Source organism: Vibrio sp. HS-50-1 (assembly GCF_024747315.1).
In the GTDB taxonomy this organism is placed as follows: Bacteria; Pseudomonadota; Gammaproteobacteria; order Enterobacterales; family Vibrionaceae; genus Vibrio; species Vibrio diabolicus.
The window spans coordinates 41,728-58,618 of sequence record NZ_JAMPZF010000005.1 but is presented as its reverse complement, the minus strand read 5'-3'; the positions used below and the strand labels follow the sequence as shown (position 1 = coordinate 58,618).

Genomic DNA, 16,891 nt, shown 5'->3' with positions numbered 1-16,891 from the left:
ACTTCATCGGGCTTTTTATTTTTTTATCTTTGAAGCGTTCACACTATTAAAGTGTGTCGTGGAACTCTACAAGAACTTGTTCACACCATTTTTCGATGCGCTCATCACTCAGTTCGTACTGCGAGTCTTCATCTAACGCTAGTCCAACAAACTTGCTGCCATCTTCAATCAGTGCTTTCGATGCTTCAAATTCGTAGCCTTCATTTGGCCAGTAACCGATAAAGGTTGCGCCGGTCGCTTGTAATTCATCGTGAAGTAAGCCCATCGCGTCCAAATACCACTCACCGTAGCCTTCTTGGTCACCCAGACCAAACAGCGCGACAACTTTACCTTTTAATGGTGTTGTTGCGATGTCTTGCCAAATCGCGTTCCAATCTTCTTGGATTTCACCAAAGTCCCAAGTTGAGATGCCAAGGAGTAATAAGTCGTAGTCTGCCATTAGTGATAACGGTGTCTCTTTCACATTGTGAATGTCGACAAGGTCTTCACCAATAATGGTACGAATTTTCTCTGCTGCCATTTCGGTGTAGCAGGTCGTTGAGCCGTAAAAGAGTCCGATTTTCATTATATTCATCGTTATTTGTATTGCTGTTGTGGAAGATTCTAACCATAAATTGAGGAAGATTGCAGCGAATATCCTAAGCGGGATGATTTTTTTATGGTATTGGATCGGTAGGTGCCTTAATCTAAGTACTGTAAATATAAACAGATAAGGAAGCGTTCATGACGGCACAACAGCCTGTCAATCAACAAGATTTTTCGCTTGTTGAACAATTCTTAGATGCGATGTGGATGGAGCGTGGGCTATCAGAGAACACGCTGGCTTCCTATCGAAATGATTTGATGAAGCTGCTCACGTGGATGGAGAAACATCGCTACCGTCTTGATTTCATTAGTTTGTCTGGCTTGCAAGAATACCAAAGCTACCTTGTAGACTTGGATTACAAGCAGACGTCCCGTGCGCGTATGTTGTCGGCAATTCGCCGTTTATTCCAATATCTGCATCGTGAGAAAGTACGTGCTGATGATCCGAGTGCGCTCTTGGTCAGTCCTAAACTGCCACAACGCTTGCCCAAAGATATTAGTGAAGAGCAAGTGGACGCCTTGCTCGAAGCGCCAGACCCGAATGATCCTGTGGAATTGCGGGATAAAGCGATGCTGGAACTGCTGTATGCAACTGGTTTGCGTGTGACGGAATTGGTCAGTTTAACTATGGAAAACATCAGTTTGCGTCAAGGTGTTGTGCGTGTCACAGGTAAAGGCGGTAAAGAGCGCTTAGTGCCAATGGGGGAGAACGCGGTAGATTGGATCGAGACGTTTATTCAACAAGGGCGCCCTGCGTTACTTGGTGATACATCATCTGATATTGTTTTTCCTAGCAAACGCGCAAGGCAAATGACTCGTCAGACGTTTTGGCACCGTATTAAGTACTATGCTTTGATAGCAGGGATTGACACTGAACAGTTGTCGCCGCACGTACTGCGTCATGCCTTTGCCACGCATTTATTGAACTATGGCGCAGATCTCAGGGTCGTACAGATGCTATTAGGACATAGTGACTTATCGACCACGCAAATTTATACTCACGTGGCGACTGAACGATTGAAGCAGATCCACAGTCAACACCACCCAAGAGCATAACAATGGTTAGATTCATCCATGTCTTCTTGGAAAAACGATTTTATATTAAGGTGAATTTCATGAGCGTATTACGCCGACTAACTCTGCTGACTTTACCATTTTTTGTTACCGCGTGTGGTGCAGAAGAAAGTCAGGCTAAAACGGACACTCCTGCACAGCAAGTGGCGCAAGCTGCGCAAAGCAATTTTGATGAAGCAGCATTAAAAACTAAGTTCTCAAAGCTTGGTTTATCTATCGTTGATATTCAGCCATCAGAAGTTGCTGGTTTATTGGAAATCCAAACTAGTGGCGGGATCTTGTTTGCTTCAAATGATGGTAGCCATTTTATCGCCGGTACGCTTTATGCCATCAATGACGATGGTAGTTACAAAGATGTCATTGCAGAGCGCCAAGCGCCGCTTAATGCGGAGAAAATCGCGCAGTTCTCCGATAGCATGATTGAATACAAAGCCGACGATGAAAAATATGCTGTGACGGTATTTACTGATATCACTTGTGGTTACTGTGTGCGTCTGCACAGCCAAATGCAAGGCTATAACGATCTAGGCATTACAGTGCGTTACATGGCTTACCCTCGCCAAGGTGCTACTGGCCCAGTGGCAGAGCAAATGGCGACGATTTGGTGTGCTGAAGATCCAAAGTCGGCAATGCACAACGCGAAAGTGAATCGTACGTTTGATAACCCTGCGAAAGACTTAAAACAGTGTAAAGAAACCATCCAATCACATTACAATCTAGGCCGCCAATTGGGAATTTCTGGTACGCCAGCGATCTTCTTACCGAATGGCGAAATGGTTGGCGGTTACCTACCACCTGCAGAGCTATTGAAACGTTTAAAGCAACAATAATCCTTTAGGAGCAGAGCCGGCAAAGTCGCCGGCTCTTTTCAAGCATGATAGAAATTCAACGACGTCCTGAACCTGATCTTTCCCTTCTTCCTGATTCCATTCCTCCGATTCTCAAACGTATCTACATCAACCGTGGGATTACGGATCCTGCGCAACTAGAAACGTCAGCTCGTGGTTTGCATTCTTACCAAAAACTCGGGGGGATTGAGCAAGCGGTCGAGCTTTTGTTTCAGGCAATAAAAGAACAAAAACGCATCATCGTTGTCGGTGATTTTGACGCTGATGGTGCGACGAGCTCTGCATTGTCGGTGCTCGCGCTGCGTATGCTTGGTAGTCACAATGTGGACTACCTAGTGCCGAATCGTTTTGAAGACGGTTATGGGTTAAGCCCAGAAGTCGTTGACCAGGCATTAGAGCTTGGCGCTGAGATGATCATGACGGTAGATAACGGTGTGTCATCAATCGAAGGCGTGCGTTACGCAAAAGAAAACGGCATTACCATGCTCGTTACCGATCACCACTTACCGGGACAAGTGTTGCCTGATGTAGATGCAATGGTGAACCCAAACCTTGAGAGCTGTCATTTTCCGTCTAAAGCGCTCGCTGGTGTCGGGGTCGCATTTTATCTCATGATGGCACTATGCGTTCATATGCGAAAACACAATTGGTTTGCAGAACAGGGGATGCAAGAGCCTAAGTTGATGGAACTGATTGACCTTGTTGCACTGGGTACCGTCGCCGACGTCGTGCCATTGGATGAAAACAACCGCATTCTTGTACACCAAGGCTTGCAACGTATTCGTGCGGGCAAAGCGCGCCCTGGCATTCAAGCATTGATTGAGGTCGCGAAGCGTGATGCGCGTCGTTTGGTGGCGTCCGATTTTGGTTTTGCTTTAGGTCCTCGTATCAATGCTGCTGGTCGCCTTGATGACATGTCATTTGGTGTTGAACTGTTGATGTGTAACAACATTCACGCCGCTCGTCGTATGGCAAGTGAACTGGATGGTTTGAACCAAACTCGTAAAGAGATTGAAGAAGGCATGAAGCAAGAAGCGATGGCTTTCTGCGAACGTCTTCAGTTTGGTGAAGGCAGTGAGCTTCCTTACGGATTAGCCTTGTTCCAACGTGATTGGCACCAAGGTGTGATTGGTATTTTGGCCTCGCGCATCAAAGAGAAGTTTCACCGTCCAGTCATCGCATTTGCTGATGGCGGAGAAGGGACAATTAAGGGCTCGTGTCGTTCTATTCCGGGGTTACACATGCGTGATGCGTTGGATTTCATCGACACGCAAAACCCAGGTTTGATCATCAAATTTGGTGGTCACGCGATGGCGGCAGGCTTAACAATTAAAGAGCAGGATTTCGAACGTTTCAGCCGTTTATTTGATGAAGTGGTAAAAAAGGAACTCGATGAAGCGGCGCTAAAAGGCGTGATCATGTCAGATGGTGAACTTAAGCCTGAAGAATTCTCTATGCATGTCGCTGAACAGCTACGGTCTGGTGGCCCTTTTGGACAAGCCTTCCCTGAACCGATCTTTGATGGTGAGTTTAAAGTGTTGCATCAAAAGCTGGTGGGTGAGAAGCATCTTAAATTGATGTTAGAGCCGCTTTACAAAAGTCATCCTACCAATGTGATGATCGATGGCATTGCATTTAATGTCGATTTGCGTCGCTGGCCGGATGCATCAGTTAAAACGGTACGTTTAGCTTACAAATTGGATGTGAATGAATTTCGTGGTAATCAATCACTGCAATTGATGATCGATCATATCGAAGCTAAGTAATATCTAGATTAACCTTTCTTATAGAGTACGGTTGCCCCTAAGAGGGTGTAAAATTTTATGACCGTGCTCTCTCTAACCGCAATCTGATTTCTCATCCGAAATTTTCCTGTATCTCGGTCACATTTTTCAGTAGAATTTCTCGGTTAAATTCTATTCTAAAATGTTGAGTAAACATGTTTGAAATCAATCCAATTAAAAACCGTCTGCAGGACGTGTCTCAGCGCACAAATGTCCTGAGGGGGTATCTTTGACTATGACGCGAAGAAAGAGCGTCTAGAAGAAGTCAACGCAGAGCTTGAACAACCCGATGTATGGAACGAACCTGAACGTGCACAAGCACTGGGTAAAGAGCGTGCATCGCTAGAAGCGGTTGTTGAAACTATTGATCAACTAGAGCAAGGTGTAGAAGACGTAGAAGGTCTTCTTGAGCTGGCTGTAGAAGAAGAAGATCAAGAAACATTTGACGAAATTGAACCAGAACTTGCTGAGTTGGAAGAGAAGCTAGAAAAGCTTGAATTCCGTCGTATGTTCTCGGGCGACCATGATAGTTCAGATTGCTACATCGATTTGCAAGCTGGCTCTGGTGGTACGGAAGCACAAGACTGGACCAACATGCTGCTGCGTATGTACCTACGCTGGGCAGAGGCGAAGGGCTTCAAAGCTGAAGTGATTGAAGTCTCTGAAGGTGAAGTTGCGGGTCTTAAGTCGGCAACAGTTCGCATCTCTGGTGAGTATGCCTACGGTTGGTTGCGCACTGAAACGGGCGTTCATCGTCTTGTTCGTAAATCTCCGTTCGATTCAGGCGGCCGTCGCCATACGTCATTTGCGTCTGCGTTTATCTATCCAGAGATTGATGAAAACATCGACATCGACATTAATCCTTCTGACCTACGCATCGACGTTTACCGTGCGTCAGGCGCAGGTGGTCAGCACGTCAACACCACAGAATCTGCGGTACGTATTACGCACGTACCAACGAACACCGTGGTTCAGTGTCAGAATGACCGTTCTCAACATAAGAACAAAGATCAGGCAATGAAACAGCTTCGAGCGAAGCTATTTGAGCTTGAATTGCAAAAGCAAAACGCGGAAAAACAAGCTAATGAAGACGCTAAGTCTGACATTGGCTGGGGTAGCCAGATCCGTTCTTACGTATTGGATGACTCACGTATTAAGGACCTCCGTACGGGCATTGAAAACCGTAATACTCAAGCGGTTCTTGATGGCGATCTGGACAAATTTATTGAAGCTAGCCTGAAATCAGGCCTATAAAGCTTTTCACCGACAAAAACAGGATACATCGAAAATGACTGATGCTGTTCAAAACGAAACTGTACTAGAAGAAAATAAGCTGATTGCTGAACGCCGCGCTAAACTGGATGAAATCCGAAAGAGCTGCAAAGCAAACGGCCACCCAAACGACTTCCGTCGTGACGCACTAGCGGGCGACCTTCAAAAAGAGTTCGGTGAAAAGACGAAGGAAGAGCTAGAAGAGCTTAACCACGTGGTTGCAATTGCTGGCCGTATTATGGCTAAGCGTGGTCCATTCCTAGTAATTCAAGAAACATCTGGCCGTATCCAAGCTTACGCTGCTAAAGACGTACAAAAAGAGCTAAAAGAGAAATACCAAGGTCTTGATATCGGTGACATCATCGGTGTTAAAGGTGCGCTGCACAAATCTGGTAAGGGTGACCTATACGTGAACATGGAAGAATACGAGTTGCTAACTAAAGCACTTCGTCCACTTCCTGAGAAGTTCCACGGTCTTACTGACCAAGAAATGCGTTACCGTCAGCGTTACGTTGATCTGATTGTGAACGAAGATTCACGTAAAGCATTTATTGTACGTTCTAAAGTAATGTCTGCAATTCGTAACTTCATGATCTCAAAACAGTTCATGGAAGTAGAAACGCCGATGATGCACGTGATCCCTGGTGGTGCAAGTGCACGCCCATTCATCACGCATCACAACGCGCTAGACATGCCAATGTACCTACGTATTGCACCTGAGTTGTACCTGAAGCGTCTAGTGGTTGGTGGCTTCGATCGCGTATTCGAAATTAACCGTAACTTCCGTAACGAAGGTCTTTCTCCACGTCATAACCCAGAATTCACTATGATGGAATTCTACATGGCGTACGCGGATTACAAAGATCTGATGGACTTTACTGAAGAACTACTAAGCTCGGTAGCGCAAGAAGTTCTAGGTTCAACATCAATGCCTTACGGTGATGAAACGGTTGAATTTGGTGGCACTTACACTCGTATGAGCATGTTTGAAGCAATCAAGCAGTACAACCCAGATCACGCGCAAATCCAAGCGCTAACCGAAGAAGATCTACAAAACCGTGAACTGATGGTTTCTATCGCGAAATCAGTACATGTTGAAGTAGAAGACTTCTGGACATGTGGTCAGCTTCTAGAAGAAATCTTCGGTGAAACAGCAGAACCTAAGCTAATGCAGCCAACGTTCATCACTGGCTACCCAGCGGACATCTCTCCACTGGCTCGCCGTAGCGATGACAACCCGTTCTTTACAGACCGCTTTGAATTTTTCATCGGCGGTCGTGAAGTAGCGAATGGCTTCTCAGAGCTTAACGATGCAGAAGATCAAGACGCGCGCTTTAAAGCACAGGTTGAAGCTAAAGAGTCTGGTGATGACGAAGCTATGTTCTACGATGCAGATTACATCACTGCACTAGAGCACGGCCTACCACCAACGGCAGGCCAAGGTATCGGTATCGACCGTCTGGTTATGCTACTGACTAACACGCACACTATCCGTGACGTGATCCTATTCCCAGCAATGCGCCCACAAGCGTAATTTGGCAGGATGATCAAAAAAACCACCTTCGGGTGGTTTTTTTATGCCTTTTAGTTAAATAAGTTCAAGTTGTTGCATTTGCTTTTTAATAGGATATGCAAATAAACATTCGCCAAATCTCAATCTATTGCATAGTCTTAATACTGAGACAGACGTGGGGGCGCGGAGTCTCGATAATGTTACCCGCTCGCAAAGATAGGTTTGTGGCGCAAAATTTCTATTAACAATGAAAAAGGGTTAGAGAATGGCTGGGCAGTTTAAGATGGATTCCATCCCGGGATCGCTTGTGGTAGTTGGCGGTACTTATGAGCCTTGGTTATCAGTACTTGAGCAAGTGGGCTGGAAGTGTCACCAAGTGGGTGACTTACGCAAAGCTAATACGTTGTTAGAGGATATTGGTCCATGTATCGGTATTGTCGATCTCAGCCATGACGAATTCAGCTTGAACGGTTTGGCGAACTTAGTCAGTTCTCACAAACACGTGCGTTGGTTAGCGTTTATTCGTGAATCTCAGCTTGGCACCGACACCATATGCCAGTTCATTGTTAACTTTTGTATCGACTTTTTCACTGCGCCAATCCCGGATGCCCAACTTTTAAGCACGATTGGTCACCAGCTTGGTATGCTCAAGTTGGAGAAAAAAGTTTGGCCTAGTTTTGGTAGCAGCTTAGACATGGGGCTGATCGGTGAATCTATCCCGATGAAGCGTTTACGCGATCAAGTAAAGCGAATCGGTCCGACGGACGTCAGTATTCTGATTTCTGGGGAAAGTGGTACAGGTAAAGAAGCGGTTGCTCGCGCTATCCACAAAGTCTCTTCACGCTCCCATAAACCGTTTATGGCAATTAACTGTCGCGCGCTCAATGAGCAACGTTTCCAGGCGGAAGTATTTGGTATTAACGCCGATGAAGATATGGAAGCATGCATGCTCGAACAAGCGGATGGCGGTACGGTGTTGTTTAATGACATTCTTACCATCTCAAAAGAGCAACAAATGAATCTGCTGAGATTCTTGCAAGAAGGCACCATTGATACCAAAGATGGTGTAAAAGCTGTCAATGTGCGCATCCTTGCGGCTAACTCGTCAGATGTAGAAAAAGCCTTGATTGACGGAGATTTTAATGAAGAGCTTTATCACTACATTAACGTATTACGCATTAATGTCCCGAGCTTAAAAGAGCGCGCGAGCGATATTTCTTTGTTAGCGCGCTACTACTTACAAGAGTTTTCTAAAGAGTATAACTCGCAAGCAAAAAGCTTTTCTGAGGATGCACTCAAGGCACTGACACGTTATTTCTGGCCAGGTAACGTACGTGAGTTGATGAACCAAGTGAAACGAGCGGTTCTGATGTCTGACAGCGTAATGATTGAAGAGCATCACCTAGATTTGCCTCAGCGTAATGACTCAAAGCGTAGTTTGAAATCGATTCGTGAGAAGAGTGAGCGTGACGCGTTACTGGTTGTTTTGGAATCTCATTCTGGTCAAGTTTCGAATGCGGCGAAGGAGCTTGGTGTTTCACGCGCGACGATGTATCGACTACTGAACAAACATAATTTGATTTCTGATCAAGCCATGTGATTTGTTCTTTCTGAAGTTAAATTGGTGAATGAATATCAGTGAAAGAGCGGCTACAAAGCCGCTCTTTTTGTTTTGTATTCAGTTTGATTTATAAAATCCGTAATTTCATATATTCCCTAGGTGAATATGTTATATAGAAAAGTATATGAAACTGAATTGCGGTGTATTGATTTGTTTTTAATCAAAAAGACAAAAAATGTTTGATATATATTCATCAAAGCTTACAATTTAACCGTAACTCAATGAGTTATACCTTTCATAAACGGATTAATTTTTAGCTAGGAGGCGCAAGATGAAACATTACGTTGTTAACACCACTGCTTGCGCTGATCGTATGCCTATCGCTCCGATGACTCTTAAGTCGGATGATACCAATACCACTGGCTCACAAGATAAAAATTAATCCGTAACCTATCTTATTTATTACTAGGCTGCGGAAAAGTAGCGGCTTAGTATCAACAGAGCGCCTCTGTTCATTTTACGCACTATTTTTCCCAGTCGAATACATCGATAATCGGAGAAAATATTATGCGTCACTCTATTTACCTACAACTGGCCACTTTGCTATTGAAAGCAGACCTTAAACGCGAAGAAAAGCAATGGCAGCGAACCATACGTCGCACTGCTCATGATGTTCCATGGACGAATGTTCATTTATTGAGAGATATTGGTTTAGATAGCGATGGTCGTTCCACACGCGCCAATGTTCCGGATGCAGTAAAAGTTGAACGTCGAGTTCGTCACCTTCGTCGAGTTTTAACGTCGCGAATAATGACGTAATCGTTAGCGTGTTGGACTGACTGAGTTGCTATCAAGTCATTCAACACGCTTAACGTGCGATATGAAGTCATACTTCATTTGATAAACAGCTGACCTTGAAGGTCAGCTGTTTTCGTTTGAGGGGAGCTTTACTGTTAAGGGCATGGATTCGAGTAGGTTGTACCAATTGCTTGAATCTCAGTAAGGAGCTCATCGCTTAGTTTTAGGTCGATACTGTCGATGTTGGCTTTTAATTGGTCGAGGTTGGTCGCGCCGATAATATTAGATGCTACAAATGGGCGCTGATTGACAAATGCGAGTGCCATTTGTGCAGGATCCAAACCATGCTCTTGGGCTAAATTGACGTAAGCTTCGGTCGCTTTTATCCCCTGAGGAGTAAAGTAGCGCGCAAAACGCTCCCACTTCGTGCATCGAGCACCCTCTGGTCTCTCACCATTCAAGTATTTGCCGCTTAGGCAGCCAAATGCCAGTGGAGAGTAGGCCAGTAGCTGGACACCTTCATAGTGGCTGATTTCAGACAAGCCCACTTCAAAGCTGCGGTTCAACAAGTTATATGGGTTTTGAATCGAGACAATGCGTGGCAAATCATGCTTTTCAGCTAAACGCAGTAATGACATCACACCCCATGGCGTTTCGTTTGATACACCGATGTAGCGTACTTTGCCTGCATTCACTAGCTCAGTCAGCGCTTCCAAGGTTTCAATTAATGTGACTTCTTCTTGCTTGTCTGGGTAAGGGTAGTTGAGTTGACCAAAGCAGTTAGTTTGACGTTGAGGCCAATGTAATTGGTATAAATCGACATAATCCGTTTGCAGGCGGTTAAGGCTGTCATCAATTGCTGTATGGATGTGGCGACGATTAAGGCTCATGTTGTCTCGGATGTGAGGGACACCGCGAGGGCCAGCCACTTTTGTTGCCAGCACAACTTTTTCACGTTTGCCGCTCTTTGCTAACCAATTCCCGATGTATTGCTCGGTGAGTCCTTGCGTTTCCGCTTTGGGAGGTACAGGGTACATCTCTGCGGTATCAATGAAATTCACCCCATGATCAAGGGCAAAGTCGAGCTGTTCAAAGGCGTCCTTTTCTGTATTTTGCTCGCCAAACGTCATGGTTCCGAGGCAGATTTTACTGATCTCAAGTGATGAGTGCGGTAGTTTTGTGTATTGCATATCACGTCCTTGAAGAGTTACCGACTAAATAAGTGATTCCAATATAGGGGATTTTTAACCGCTATCGCAAATGATTTACGTATAAAGGAAGACCAAACTCGAAAGCTATACATAGCCTAACTACACTTAAATGATCGTGTAAAGGAGGTACGTTATGCAGAAGCATCAATTGGACATGTGGTTACACGGTCCCCATAAAGATACTTATAAAACTCCCAAAGTATTTGTGATTGGGTGTTCTGATGTCTCTGACTATTTGCTAGCAGTGGAGTACAAGCATCAACTTGAGCCGATTAAAGACGGTGAAGATCCGATACATTTCGGTTCGCTAGATTTGGTGAAAGAAGAGCTGCTGAGGTTAGGGGTAGATAAAGCGTACTTAAGGCTGCACAATGCGTATGACGAATGTGGCACTGAAGAGGCAGCCTCGTACTGTGATATCGAGTTATCGCTCGTGACGCACTAAATGGTGGAAACAACATTACTCAGATGGCGTGCTGATGTAGTGCTTGAGTAAGATCTGCTCAGTAAACTGTGTTCTGAGGTAAAAACCTCGGGGCAGAGTTTTTATCGGCTTGCCATTTGAGCTATATGCTTCGGTGAGGGCTTTTGCATTCGCGGCTTTAGGGCGAAGATGTAGCGCTTCTCCGTGTCTGGCGGAAATTTGATCAAATTTCCCCAAGACGATCATCTCCATTAGCTCTTCCCAGTCGTTTCGTAAAATACGCTCTTCTTCGTTGTCTGGTGACCAAATCAGTGGGCTACCAACACGTCTTTCTGCAAGTGGAATTTCTCGTTCCCCTTCCACTGGTACCCAAAGCACACGAGATAGCTTGTTTCGAACATGACTTGTTTCCCATGTAAGACCATGAACACCAGTGAGGGGAGCCACAGAAACAAAGGTTGTTTCTAAAGGTTTGCCAGAGTAACTGATCGGAATACTTTTCAACTCGATCCCTAGTTTTGCGAAATCTTGTTGAGGTTTACTGCCAGCCGGAGCGCCCAAATGCCATTCGAGTAATTGACCCACCCAACCTTTATCACGTTTTAAGTTTTCAGGAACAATCATATTCGCCTCGGCGGCCAGCTCTGCAAAGCTAAGTCCTGCCATATCATGAGCGCGTTCCAATAGCTCTGCTTCTGTTTGTGGTTCTGGTTTCATAGTCACAAGGTGGTATTACAAAAAATATAGTTTATCAAACTCCGGCCAAATCTACTGTTTAAGATTTCACCGAGGCGGTGTAAGAACGATCAATTCATAACTTATCCACAGATGGAGGAGGTATTGATAAGATCCTGACGGGGTCTGTATGAATAAACAGGGGTTAAAATGCATTTTTGGGGTTGATTTTGTTGTAATCATCTAAACGAATAGCAGGGGAGTGTGGATAAATAGCCTATTGGTGGATCTTTGACCGATCTGAGTTTGGTGAAAAGATCATCAAGAAACTGAAGATCGATTTATCGTTATTTTTAAAAATAAATACTTTTCTATCAATGTTTTATGTTTATTTTCTTGTTTCTTTATTTGTTTTGCTTTTGATGGGATTGAACTGAATTACTCATTTGAATTGAATTCTTCACAAAGTTATTCACAGAAAAGGTGAATAAATGTGGGCAATGTCTCACTCTTGTGTTGATAAGGTATGATGTGATTAAAAGATATCCAAATATGGTGAAAAGGTAATAAATCTTGCTCATATCACATCAGTAAGTTTGCTAGTAATGGGGATATGTGGAAAAATCACGGTAATAAAAAATTTATTCATAGAGGTTAGCCAGTGATAGATGGCGATGGTTACCGACTTAATGTTGGTATTGTGATATGTAATAACCATGGTCAGGTCTTCTGGGCTAAACGATACGGGCAACACTCATGGCAATTCCCACAAGGTGGAATTGACGAAGGTGAAACTCCTGAACAAGCCATGTTCAGGGAGTTATATGAAGAAGTCGGTTTAACGAAAAAAGACGTTAAGATCATTGCAACAAGTCGTCATTGGTTAAGATATAAGCTACCAAAACGATTGGTGCGTTGGGACTCCAAGCCTGTTTGTATCGGCCAAAAACAGAAATGGTTTCTGCTGAGATTAGAATGCGATGAATCTCGCATTAATATGCAACGCGGAAAATCCCCTGAATTTGATGGTTGGCGCTGGGTGAGTTACTGGTATCCAGTTAGGCAAGTTGTTTCTTTCAAGCGAGATGTTTATCGACGAGCGATGAAAGAGTTTGCATCCTTAGCCATGCCTTTTCGAGAGAGAAAAGCGAAAGGGAAAAGAAAAAAGCAACGTAGAGGATAATCATGCTCAGTCAGCTAAGGGAAATAGTTGAGAAAGTCTCCAGGGTCGATGATGTGCATCTGGCACTCGATATATTGGTGAAAGAGACTTGTGCTGCCCTTCGCACTGAGTGCTGTACTATCTATCTTGCTAATGAAGAAATGCAGCGCCTTGAGTTAATGGCAACTCAAGGCCTTATTTTTGAAGGTGATAGTATTCATATCAACTTCAATGAAGGCTTGGTTGGGTTGGTTAAACGAAGCGCAGAGCCACTCAACCTTGCCGAAGCCTCAAAACATCCCGAGTTTAAATTCTTCCCTCAACTCGGCGAACAGATTTACCACTCCTTTTTAGCCACTCCAATCATTCATCGAAAACAAGTTTTAGGTGTGTTGGTGATCCAGCAAAAAACACCGCGCTTGTTCAGTGAAATGGAAGAGTCGTTTCTTGTCACGTTGTCCGCTCAGCTAGCAGTGCTTATTGCGCATGCGCAGAATCTTGGGCATTGGCAGTTGGCATCTAAACCCACGGTATTAAAAGGTTTGCCTGCATCTACTGGTGTCGCGATTGGAGAGTTTTGGTTCGACAATACCCAACCGAGTTTATCGGATGTTTTCCCATCGTCCACGTTAGATAAGGAACGTGAGCACGAGACATTGCTGGTGGCCATAGAGCGAGCGTTAAATGATTTTCGCCGTATGCGGAAAAAGCTGGACAGTGAAATCAACAAAGATGCGCTGGCGATCTTCGATCTGTTTACGCACTTACTCAATGACCCGATGCTTCGTGGTGATTTGAAGAAACAGATTGAAAAAGGAGACAGGGCAGATTGGGCGTTACGCCAAGTGGTAGAATCATACTCGAATCGATTTGCCAGAATGTCGGATGTCTACATGCGTGAAAGAGCGCAAGATATCCGAGAGTTAGGGCAAAGGCTGCTCTATTTTCTACATAACAGTGAGCAAGAAAATTCTGCAATTGATCGTCCCATTATTTTGGTGGCGAGTGAACTCACAGCCACCTTGCTCGCGTCTGTACCTAAAGAGTTTTTGTTAGCCGTCGTGTCACTAGAAGGTGGCGCGAACTCTCATGCGGCTATTTTGTCTCGCGCACTTGGAGTTCCCGCTGTCATGGGCGCCAACATTAACCCGGATGTGGTCAATGGCAAACTCGGGATAGTGGATGGTTATACGGGCGAGATCTTCCTAGAGCCAAACCGTCAATTATTGCGAGAGTATCGCAGCTTAGTGAGTGAAGAGTCAGAATTGTTTGCAATGGTAAACAAGGACCTCGCACTCCCAGCGGTTACGCAAGACAATCACTACATCGAAATTATGCTCAATGCGGGGCTCAGTGCAGACAGTAATATTGCCATCAATACAGGTGTTGATGGAGTTGGGTTGTACCGAACTGAGATTGCATTTTTACTTCAGCATCACTTTCCGTCGGAAGATGAGCAGTATCATCAATACCAAGCAATACTTAACAGCTATCCGAATCAACGAGTGGTGATGCGCACTTTGGATATTGGTGGTGACAAACCTTTGCCGTATTTGCCCATCGAAGAAGATAATCCGTTTCTAGGCTGGCGTGGCATTCGTTTTACATTGGATCACCCAGATATTTTCTTGATCCAGTTGCGTGCAATGTTAAGGGCGAGTGCAGAAAGCGGAAACTTAAGTATCTTATTGCCAATGGTGTCAGGGGTAAAAGAGCTAGACGATGCCATTAGCTTGATTAATCAAGCTCACAGTGAAGCCGTGTTGCTTGATGATAGAATTCAGTTCCCACAAGTTGGGGTCATGATCGAAGTGCCATCAATGGTGTATTTATTGCCAACGATTGCTCACCGTGTTGATTTTGTTTCTGTCGGGACAAACGATTTAACCCAGTATTTATTAGCAGTTGATAGGAACAATTCCCGCGTCGCGGATGTCTATGAATCTATGCATCCTGCGGTACTGCTAGCGCTTAAGCAAATCCATGACGTGTGCGATAAGTATCAGGTGCCAGTGTGTATTTGTGGTGAGTTAGCTGGCGACCCATTTGGCGCTCTTCTCTTACTTGGGTTAGGGTATACCAGTTTGAGTATGAACACCTCCAACGTGGCTAAGGTGAAATATTTGATTCGTCATAGCCAACAAGAAGAATTAGAAAAATTAGCGGAGCAAGCAATGACAAAGTCCTACGGGGAGGACATTCATCAAATGATGCATGACTTCTTCATCCAACAGGGTTTTGCGGGCTTTATCCGTGCAGGTAAAAAGTAGGAAATCGTGACCGTCTCTTTATTTTTGTTATTGTTGGCGCTAGGCGCTTTTGTGGGTGTGATGGCGGGGTTACTCGGTATCGGTGGTGGTTTGATTGTTGTTCCTGCCTTGTTGTATTTGCTTCCTCTTGCTGGAATCTCTCCAGAAATGAGTATGCACATGGCCCTAGCCACTTCGTTAGCGAGTATTATTGTCACGTCAGGCTCATCGGCGATGAATCACCTTAAGCTCGGCAATGTCGATATGTTCGTCGTAAAATGGTTGATGCCAGGTGTGGTTATTGGTGGTTTTGTCGGTGCCAATATTGCTGAGTGGATCCCTACGCACTACTTGCCGAAAGTATTTGGTGTCATTGTTCTTTGCCTGTCAGTACAAATGTTTCGTTCCATTAAAGTTACGAGCAGTAAACCTATGCCGAGCAGCCCGGTGACCGTTGTGTATGGCACGGGGATTGGCGTTGTATCAAGCCTTGCTGGTATTGGTGGTGGTTCACTATCGGTCCCATTTTTAAATAAACACGGGATAGAAATGCGTAAAGCGGTGGGTTCATCTTCCGTTTGTGGTTGCGTGATTGCTATTTCTGGTATGATCGGTTTCATCTTACATGGCTATAAAGTGGAAGGCTTACCTTCATACAGTATTGGTTATGTTTATCTTCCCGCTTTATTAGCGATTGCCATGGCCTCGATGCTCACAACAAAAGTGGGTGCGAAGCTGGCAACTAACCTTCCAACTGCGGTATTAAAAAAGATATTCGCGGTGTTCTTAATGTTTGTAGCAGCGACCATGCTGCTCTAAATTTGTACCCAAGTCATTCTCGCTGAACCAAGCATCTAGAGGTTACTTGGGTATATTTATTTTGTTTGTGATAAGAAGAGAATGATTTATGTCTCAGGGATATATTGAATTTCCCAATATTGATCCGGTTTTAATCTCTATTGGTCCTGTTTCGGTTCGTTGGTACGGTTTGATGTACCTTGTGGGCTTTATGTTCGCCCTATGGTTGGCGAACCGACGTGCGGATAAGCCGGGAAGTGGTTGGACACGAGAACAGGTTTCTGATTTGTTGTTCGCAGGCTTCCTTGGCGTGGTGATTGGTGGCCGTGTTGGCTACGTGCTTTTCTACAATTTTGAGCTCTTCCTGGCTGATCCTTTGTATCTGTTTAAAGTGTGGACCGGTGGTATGTCTTTCCACGGTGGCTTACTGGGTGTGATTACCGCGATGTTCTGGTATGCACACAAAAACGGGCGAACGTTCTTCGGCGTTGCCGACTTTATCGCGCCGCTTGTGCCATTTGGTTTGGGTATGGGGCGTTTAGGTAACTTCATGAACAGCGAATTGTGGGGCCGAGTAACAGATGTACCTTGGGCGATCGTTTTCCCAAATGGCGGTCCACTGCCACGTCATCCATCGCAGCTTTATGAAATGGTGCTTGAAGGTATCGTACTTTTCTTCATCTTGAATTGGTTCATCAAGAAACCTCGTCCTCTAGGTTCTGTTTCAGGGCTATTTTTAGCTGGATATGGTACATTCCGCTTCCTAGTTGAGTACGTGCGCGAACCAGACGCTCATTTGGGTTTATTCGGTGGCTTTATTTCCATGGGACAGATTCTATCCCTGCCAATGGTGGTTATCGGTGTCCTAATGATGGTTTGGGCATACAAACGTGGTCATTACAAAGACGAGTTACCACAAAAGACGAAGTAAGGTATT

Annotated in this window: 15 protein-coding genes; 12 read left to right on the top strand and 3 right to left on the bottom strand. The window is 44.8% G+C overall.

From position 1 onward, the window contains the following. Positions 1 to 46: 46 nt before the first annotated feature. Positions 47 to 565, bottom strand: coding sequence for a flavodoxin FldB (gene fldB / locus NDJ01_RS05420; RefSeq protein ID WP_005397338.1), 519 nt, complete (start codon positions 563 to 565; stop codon positions 47 to 49). Between the two features lie 158 nt (positions 566 to 723). Here fldB and xerD point away from each other — a divergent pair, with 158 nt between their 5' ends. The 7 genes from xerD (at position 724) to NDJ01_RS05385 (ending at position 9,456) form a co-directional block, all read left to right on the top strand. Continuing rightward, positions 724 to 1,641 carry a site-specific tyrosine recombinase XerD gene (gene xerD / locus NDJ01_RS05415; RefSeq protein WP_005397336.1) on the top strand — a complete coding sequence of 306 codons (918 nt, stop codon included), beginning with the start codon at positions 724 to 726 and terminating at the stop codon, positions 1,639 to 1,641. A 59-nt stretch (positions 1,642 to 1,700) separates the two neighbouring features. After that, complete coding sequence (dsbC, locus tag NDJ01_RS05410) at positions 1,701 to 2,489, top strand: bifunctional protein-disulfide isomerase/oxidoreductase DsbC (RefSeq protein ID WP_258586404.1); 789 nt, start codon at positions 1,701 to 1,703, stop codon at positions 2,487 to 2,489. A 44-nt stretch (positions 2,490 to 2,533) separates the two neighbouring features. After that, positions 2,534 to 4,273, top strand: a complete 1,740-nt coding sequence (recJ, locus tag NDJ01_RS05405) for a single-stranded-DNA-specific exonuclease RecJ (protein WP_258586403.1) — start codon at positions 2,534 to 2,536, stop codon at positions 4,271 to 4,273. Between the two features lie 173 nt (positions 4,274 to 4,446). Beyond that, a protein-coding gene (gene prfB, locus NDJ01_RS05400) for a peptide chain release factor 2 (RefSeq protein WP_100068604.1) occupies positions 4,447 to 5,545 on the top strand; the annotation gives its coding sequence in 2 pieces (ribosomal slippage) (positions 4,447 to 4,521 and positions 4,523 to 5,545; 1,098 coding nt in all). Between the two features lie 34 nt (positions 5,546 to 5,579). Beyond that, positions 5,580 to 7,097, top strand: coding sequence for a lysine--tRNA ligase (lysS, locus tag NDJ01_RS05395; protein ID WP_005397328.1), 1,518 nt, complete (start codon positions 5,580 to 5,582; stop codon positions 7,095 to 7,097). Positions 7,098 to 7,341: 244 nt separating this feature from the next. Continuing rightward, a complete protein-coding gene (gene vpsR, locus NDJ01_RS05390) occupies positions 7,342 to 8,676 on the top strand; it encodes a cyclic-di-GMP-binding transcriptional regulator VpsR (protein WP_046873964.1) in 1,335 nt (444 codons plus the stop codon). A 528-nt stretch (positions 8,677 to 9,204) separates the two neighbouring features. Further along, the gene (locus NDJ01_RS05385) at positions 9,205 to 9,456 is read left to right on the top strand and encodes a hypothetical protein (RefSeq protein ID WP_005397324.1); all 252 of its coding nucleotides are present in this window, start codon (positions 9,205 to 9,207) and stop codon (positions 9,454 to 9,456) included. Between the two features lie 134 nt (positions 9,457 to 9,590). On the opposite strand, the gene NDJ01_RS05380 is transcribed toward NDJ01_RS05385, so the two are convergent. After that, positions 9,591 to 10,625, bottom strand: coding sequence for an NADP(H)-dependent aldo-keto reductase (locus NDJ01_RS05380; RefSeq protein ID WP_047009105.1), 1,035 nt, complete (start codon positions 10,623 to 10,625; stop codon positions 9,591 to 9,593). 154 nt (positions 10,626 to 10,779) lie between these two features. Here NDJ01_RS05380 and NDJ01_RS05375 point away from each other — a divergent pair, with 154 nt between their 5' ends. Next, positions 10,780 to 11,091: a DUF6482 family protein gene (locus NDJ01_RS05375; protein WP_005397320.1), complete on the top strand. Its 312-nt coding sequence runs from the start codon at positions 10,780 to 10,782 to the stop codon at positions 11,089 to 11,091. Between the two features lie 15 nt (positions 11,092 to 11,106). On the opposite strand, the gene mutH is transcribed toward NDJ01_RS05375, so the two are convergent. Beyond that, entirely contained in the window at positions 11,107 to 11,787 is a 681-nt protein-coding gene (gene mutH / locus NDJ01_RS05370; RefSeq protein ID WP_258586402.1) for a DNA mismatch repair endonuclease MutH, read from the bottom strand. 619 nt (positions 11,788 to 12,406) lie between these two features. Between mutH and rppH the strand changes: the two genes are divergently transcribed. The 4 genes from rppH (at position 12,407) to lgt (ending at position 16,885) form a co-directional block, all read left to right on the top strand. Beyond that, positions 12,407 to 12,928 (top strand): RNA pyrophosphohydrolase, encoded by a 522-nt coding sequence (gene rppH, locus NDJ01_RS05365; RefSeq protein ID WP_005381953.1) that lies wholly within the window; start codon positions 12,407 to 12,409, stop codon positions 12,926 to 12,928. A 2-nt stretch (positions 12,929 to 12,930) separates the two neighbouring features. Continuing rightward, positions 12,931 to 15,177: a phosphoenolpyruvate--protein phosphotransferase gene (gene ptsP, locus NDJ01_RS05360; RefSeq protein WP_053808601.1), complete on the top strand. Its 2,247-nt coding sequence runs from the start codon at positions 12,931 to 12,933 to the stop codon at positions 15,175 to 15,177. Positions 15,178 to 15,183: 6 nt separating this feature from the next. After that, positions 15,184 to 15,975 (top strand): sulfite exporter TauE/SafE family protein, encoded by a 792-nt coding sequence (locus NDJ01_RS05355; protein ID WP_005385965.1) that lies wholly within the window; start codon positions 15,184 to 15,186, stop codon positions 15,973 to 15,975. Positions 15,976 to 16,063: 88 nt separating this feature from the next. Continuing rightward, complete coding sequence (lgt, locus tag NDJ01_RS05350; RefSeq protein ID WP_239945566.1) at positions 16,064 to 16,885, top strand: prolipoprotein diacylglyceryl transferase; 822 nt, start codon at positions 16,064 to 16,066, stop codon at positions 16,883 to 16,885. Positions 16,886 to 16,891 lie beyond the last annotated feature (6 nt).

What these genes read in the sequence shown, in the direction of transcription:
- fldB (WP_005397338.1), bottom strand. Translation starts at nt 565, where the DNA reads ATGAAAATCGGACTCTTTTACGGCTCAACGACCTGCTACACCGAAATG.
- xerD (WP_005397336.1), top strand. Translation starts at nt 724, where the DNA reads ATGACGGCACAACAGCCTGTCAATCAACAAGATTTTTCGCTTGTTGAA.
- dsbC (WP_258586404.1), top strand. Translation starts at nt 1,701, where the DNA reads ATGAGCGTATTACGCCGACTAACTCTGCTGACTTTACCATTTTTTGTT.
- recJ (WP_258586403.1), top strand. Translation starts at nt 2,534, where the DNA reads ATGATAGAAATTCAACGACGTCCTGAACCTGATCTTTCCCTTCTTCCT.
- lysS (WP_005397328.1), top strand. Translation starts at nt 5,580, where the DNA reads ATGACTGATGCTGTTCAAAACGAAACTGTACTAGAAGAAAATAAGCTG.
- vpsR (WP_046873964.1), top strand. Translation starts at nt 7,342, where the DNA reads ATGGCTGGGCAGTTTAAGATGGATTCCATCCCGGGATCGCTTGTGGTA.
- NDJ01_RS05385 (WP_005397324.1), top strand. Translation starts at nt 9,205, where the DNA reads ATGCGTCACTCTATTTACCTACAACTGGCCACTTTGCTATTGAAAGCA.
- NDJ01_RS05380 (WP_047009105.1), bottom strand. Translation starts at nt 10,625, where the DNA reads ATGCAATACACAAAACTACCGCACTCATCACTTGAGATCAGTAAAATC.
- NDJ01_RS05375 (WP_005397320.1), top strand. Translation starts at nt 10,780, where the DNA reads ATGCAGAAGCATCAATTGGACATGTGGTTACACGGTCCCCATAAAGAT.
- mutH (WP_258586402.1), bottom strand. Translation starts at nt 11,787, where the DNA reads ATGAAACCAGAACCACAAACAGAAGCAGAGCTATTGGAACGCGCTCAT.
- ptsP (WP_053808601.1), top strand. Translation starts at nt 12,931, where the DNA reads ATGCTCAGTCAGCTAAGGGAAATAGTTGAGAAAGTCTCCAGGGTCGAT.
- lgt (WP_239945566.1), top strand. Translation starts at nt 16,064, where the DNA reads ATGTCTCAGGGATATATTGAATTTCCCAATATTGATCCGGTTTTAATC.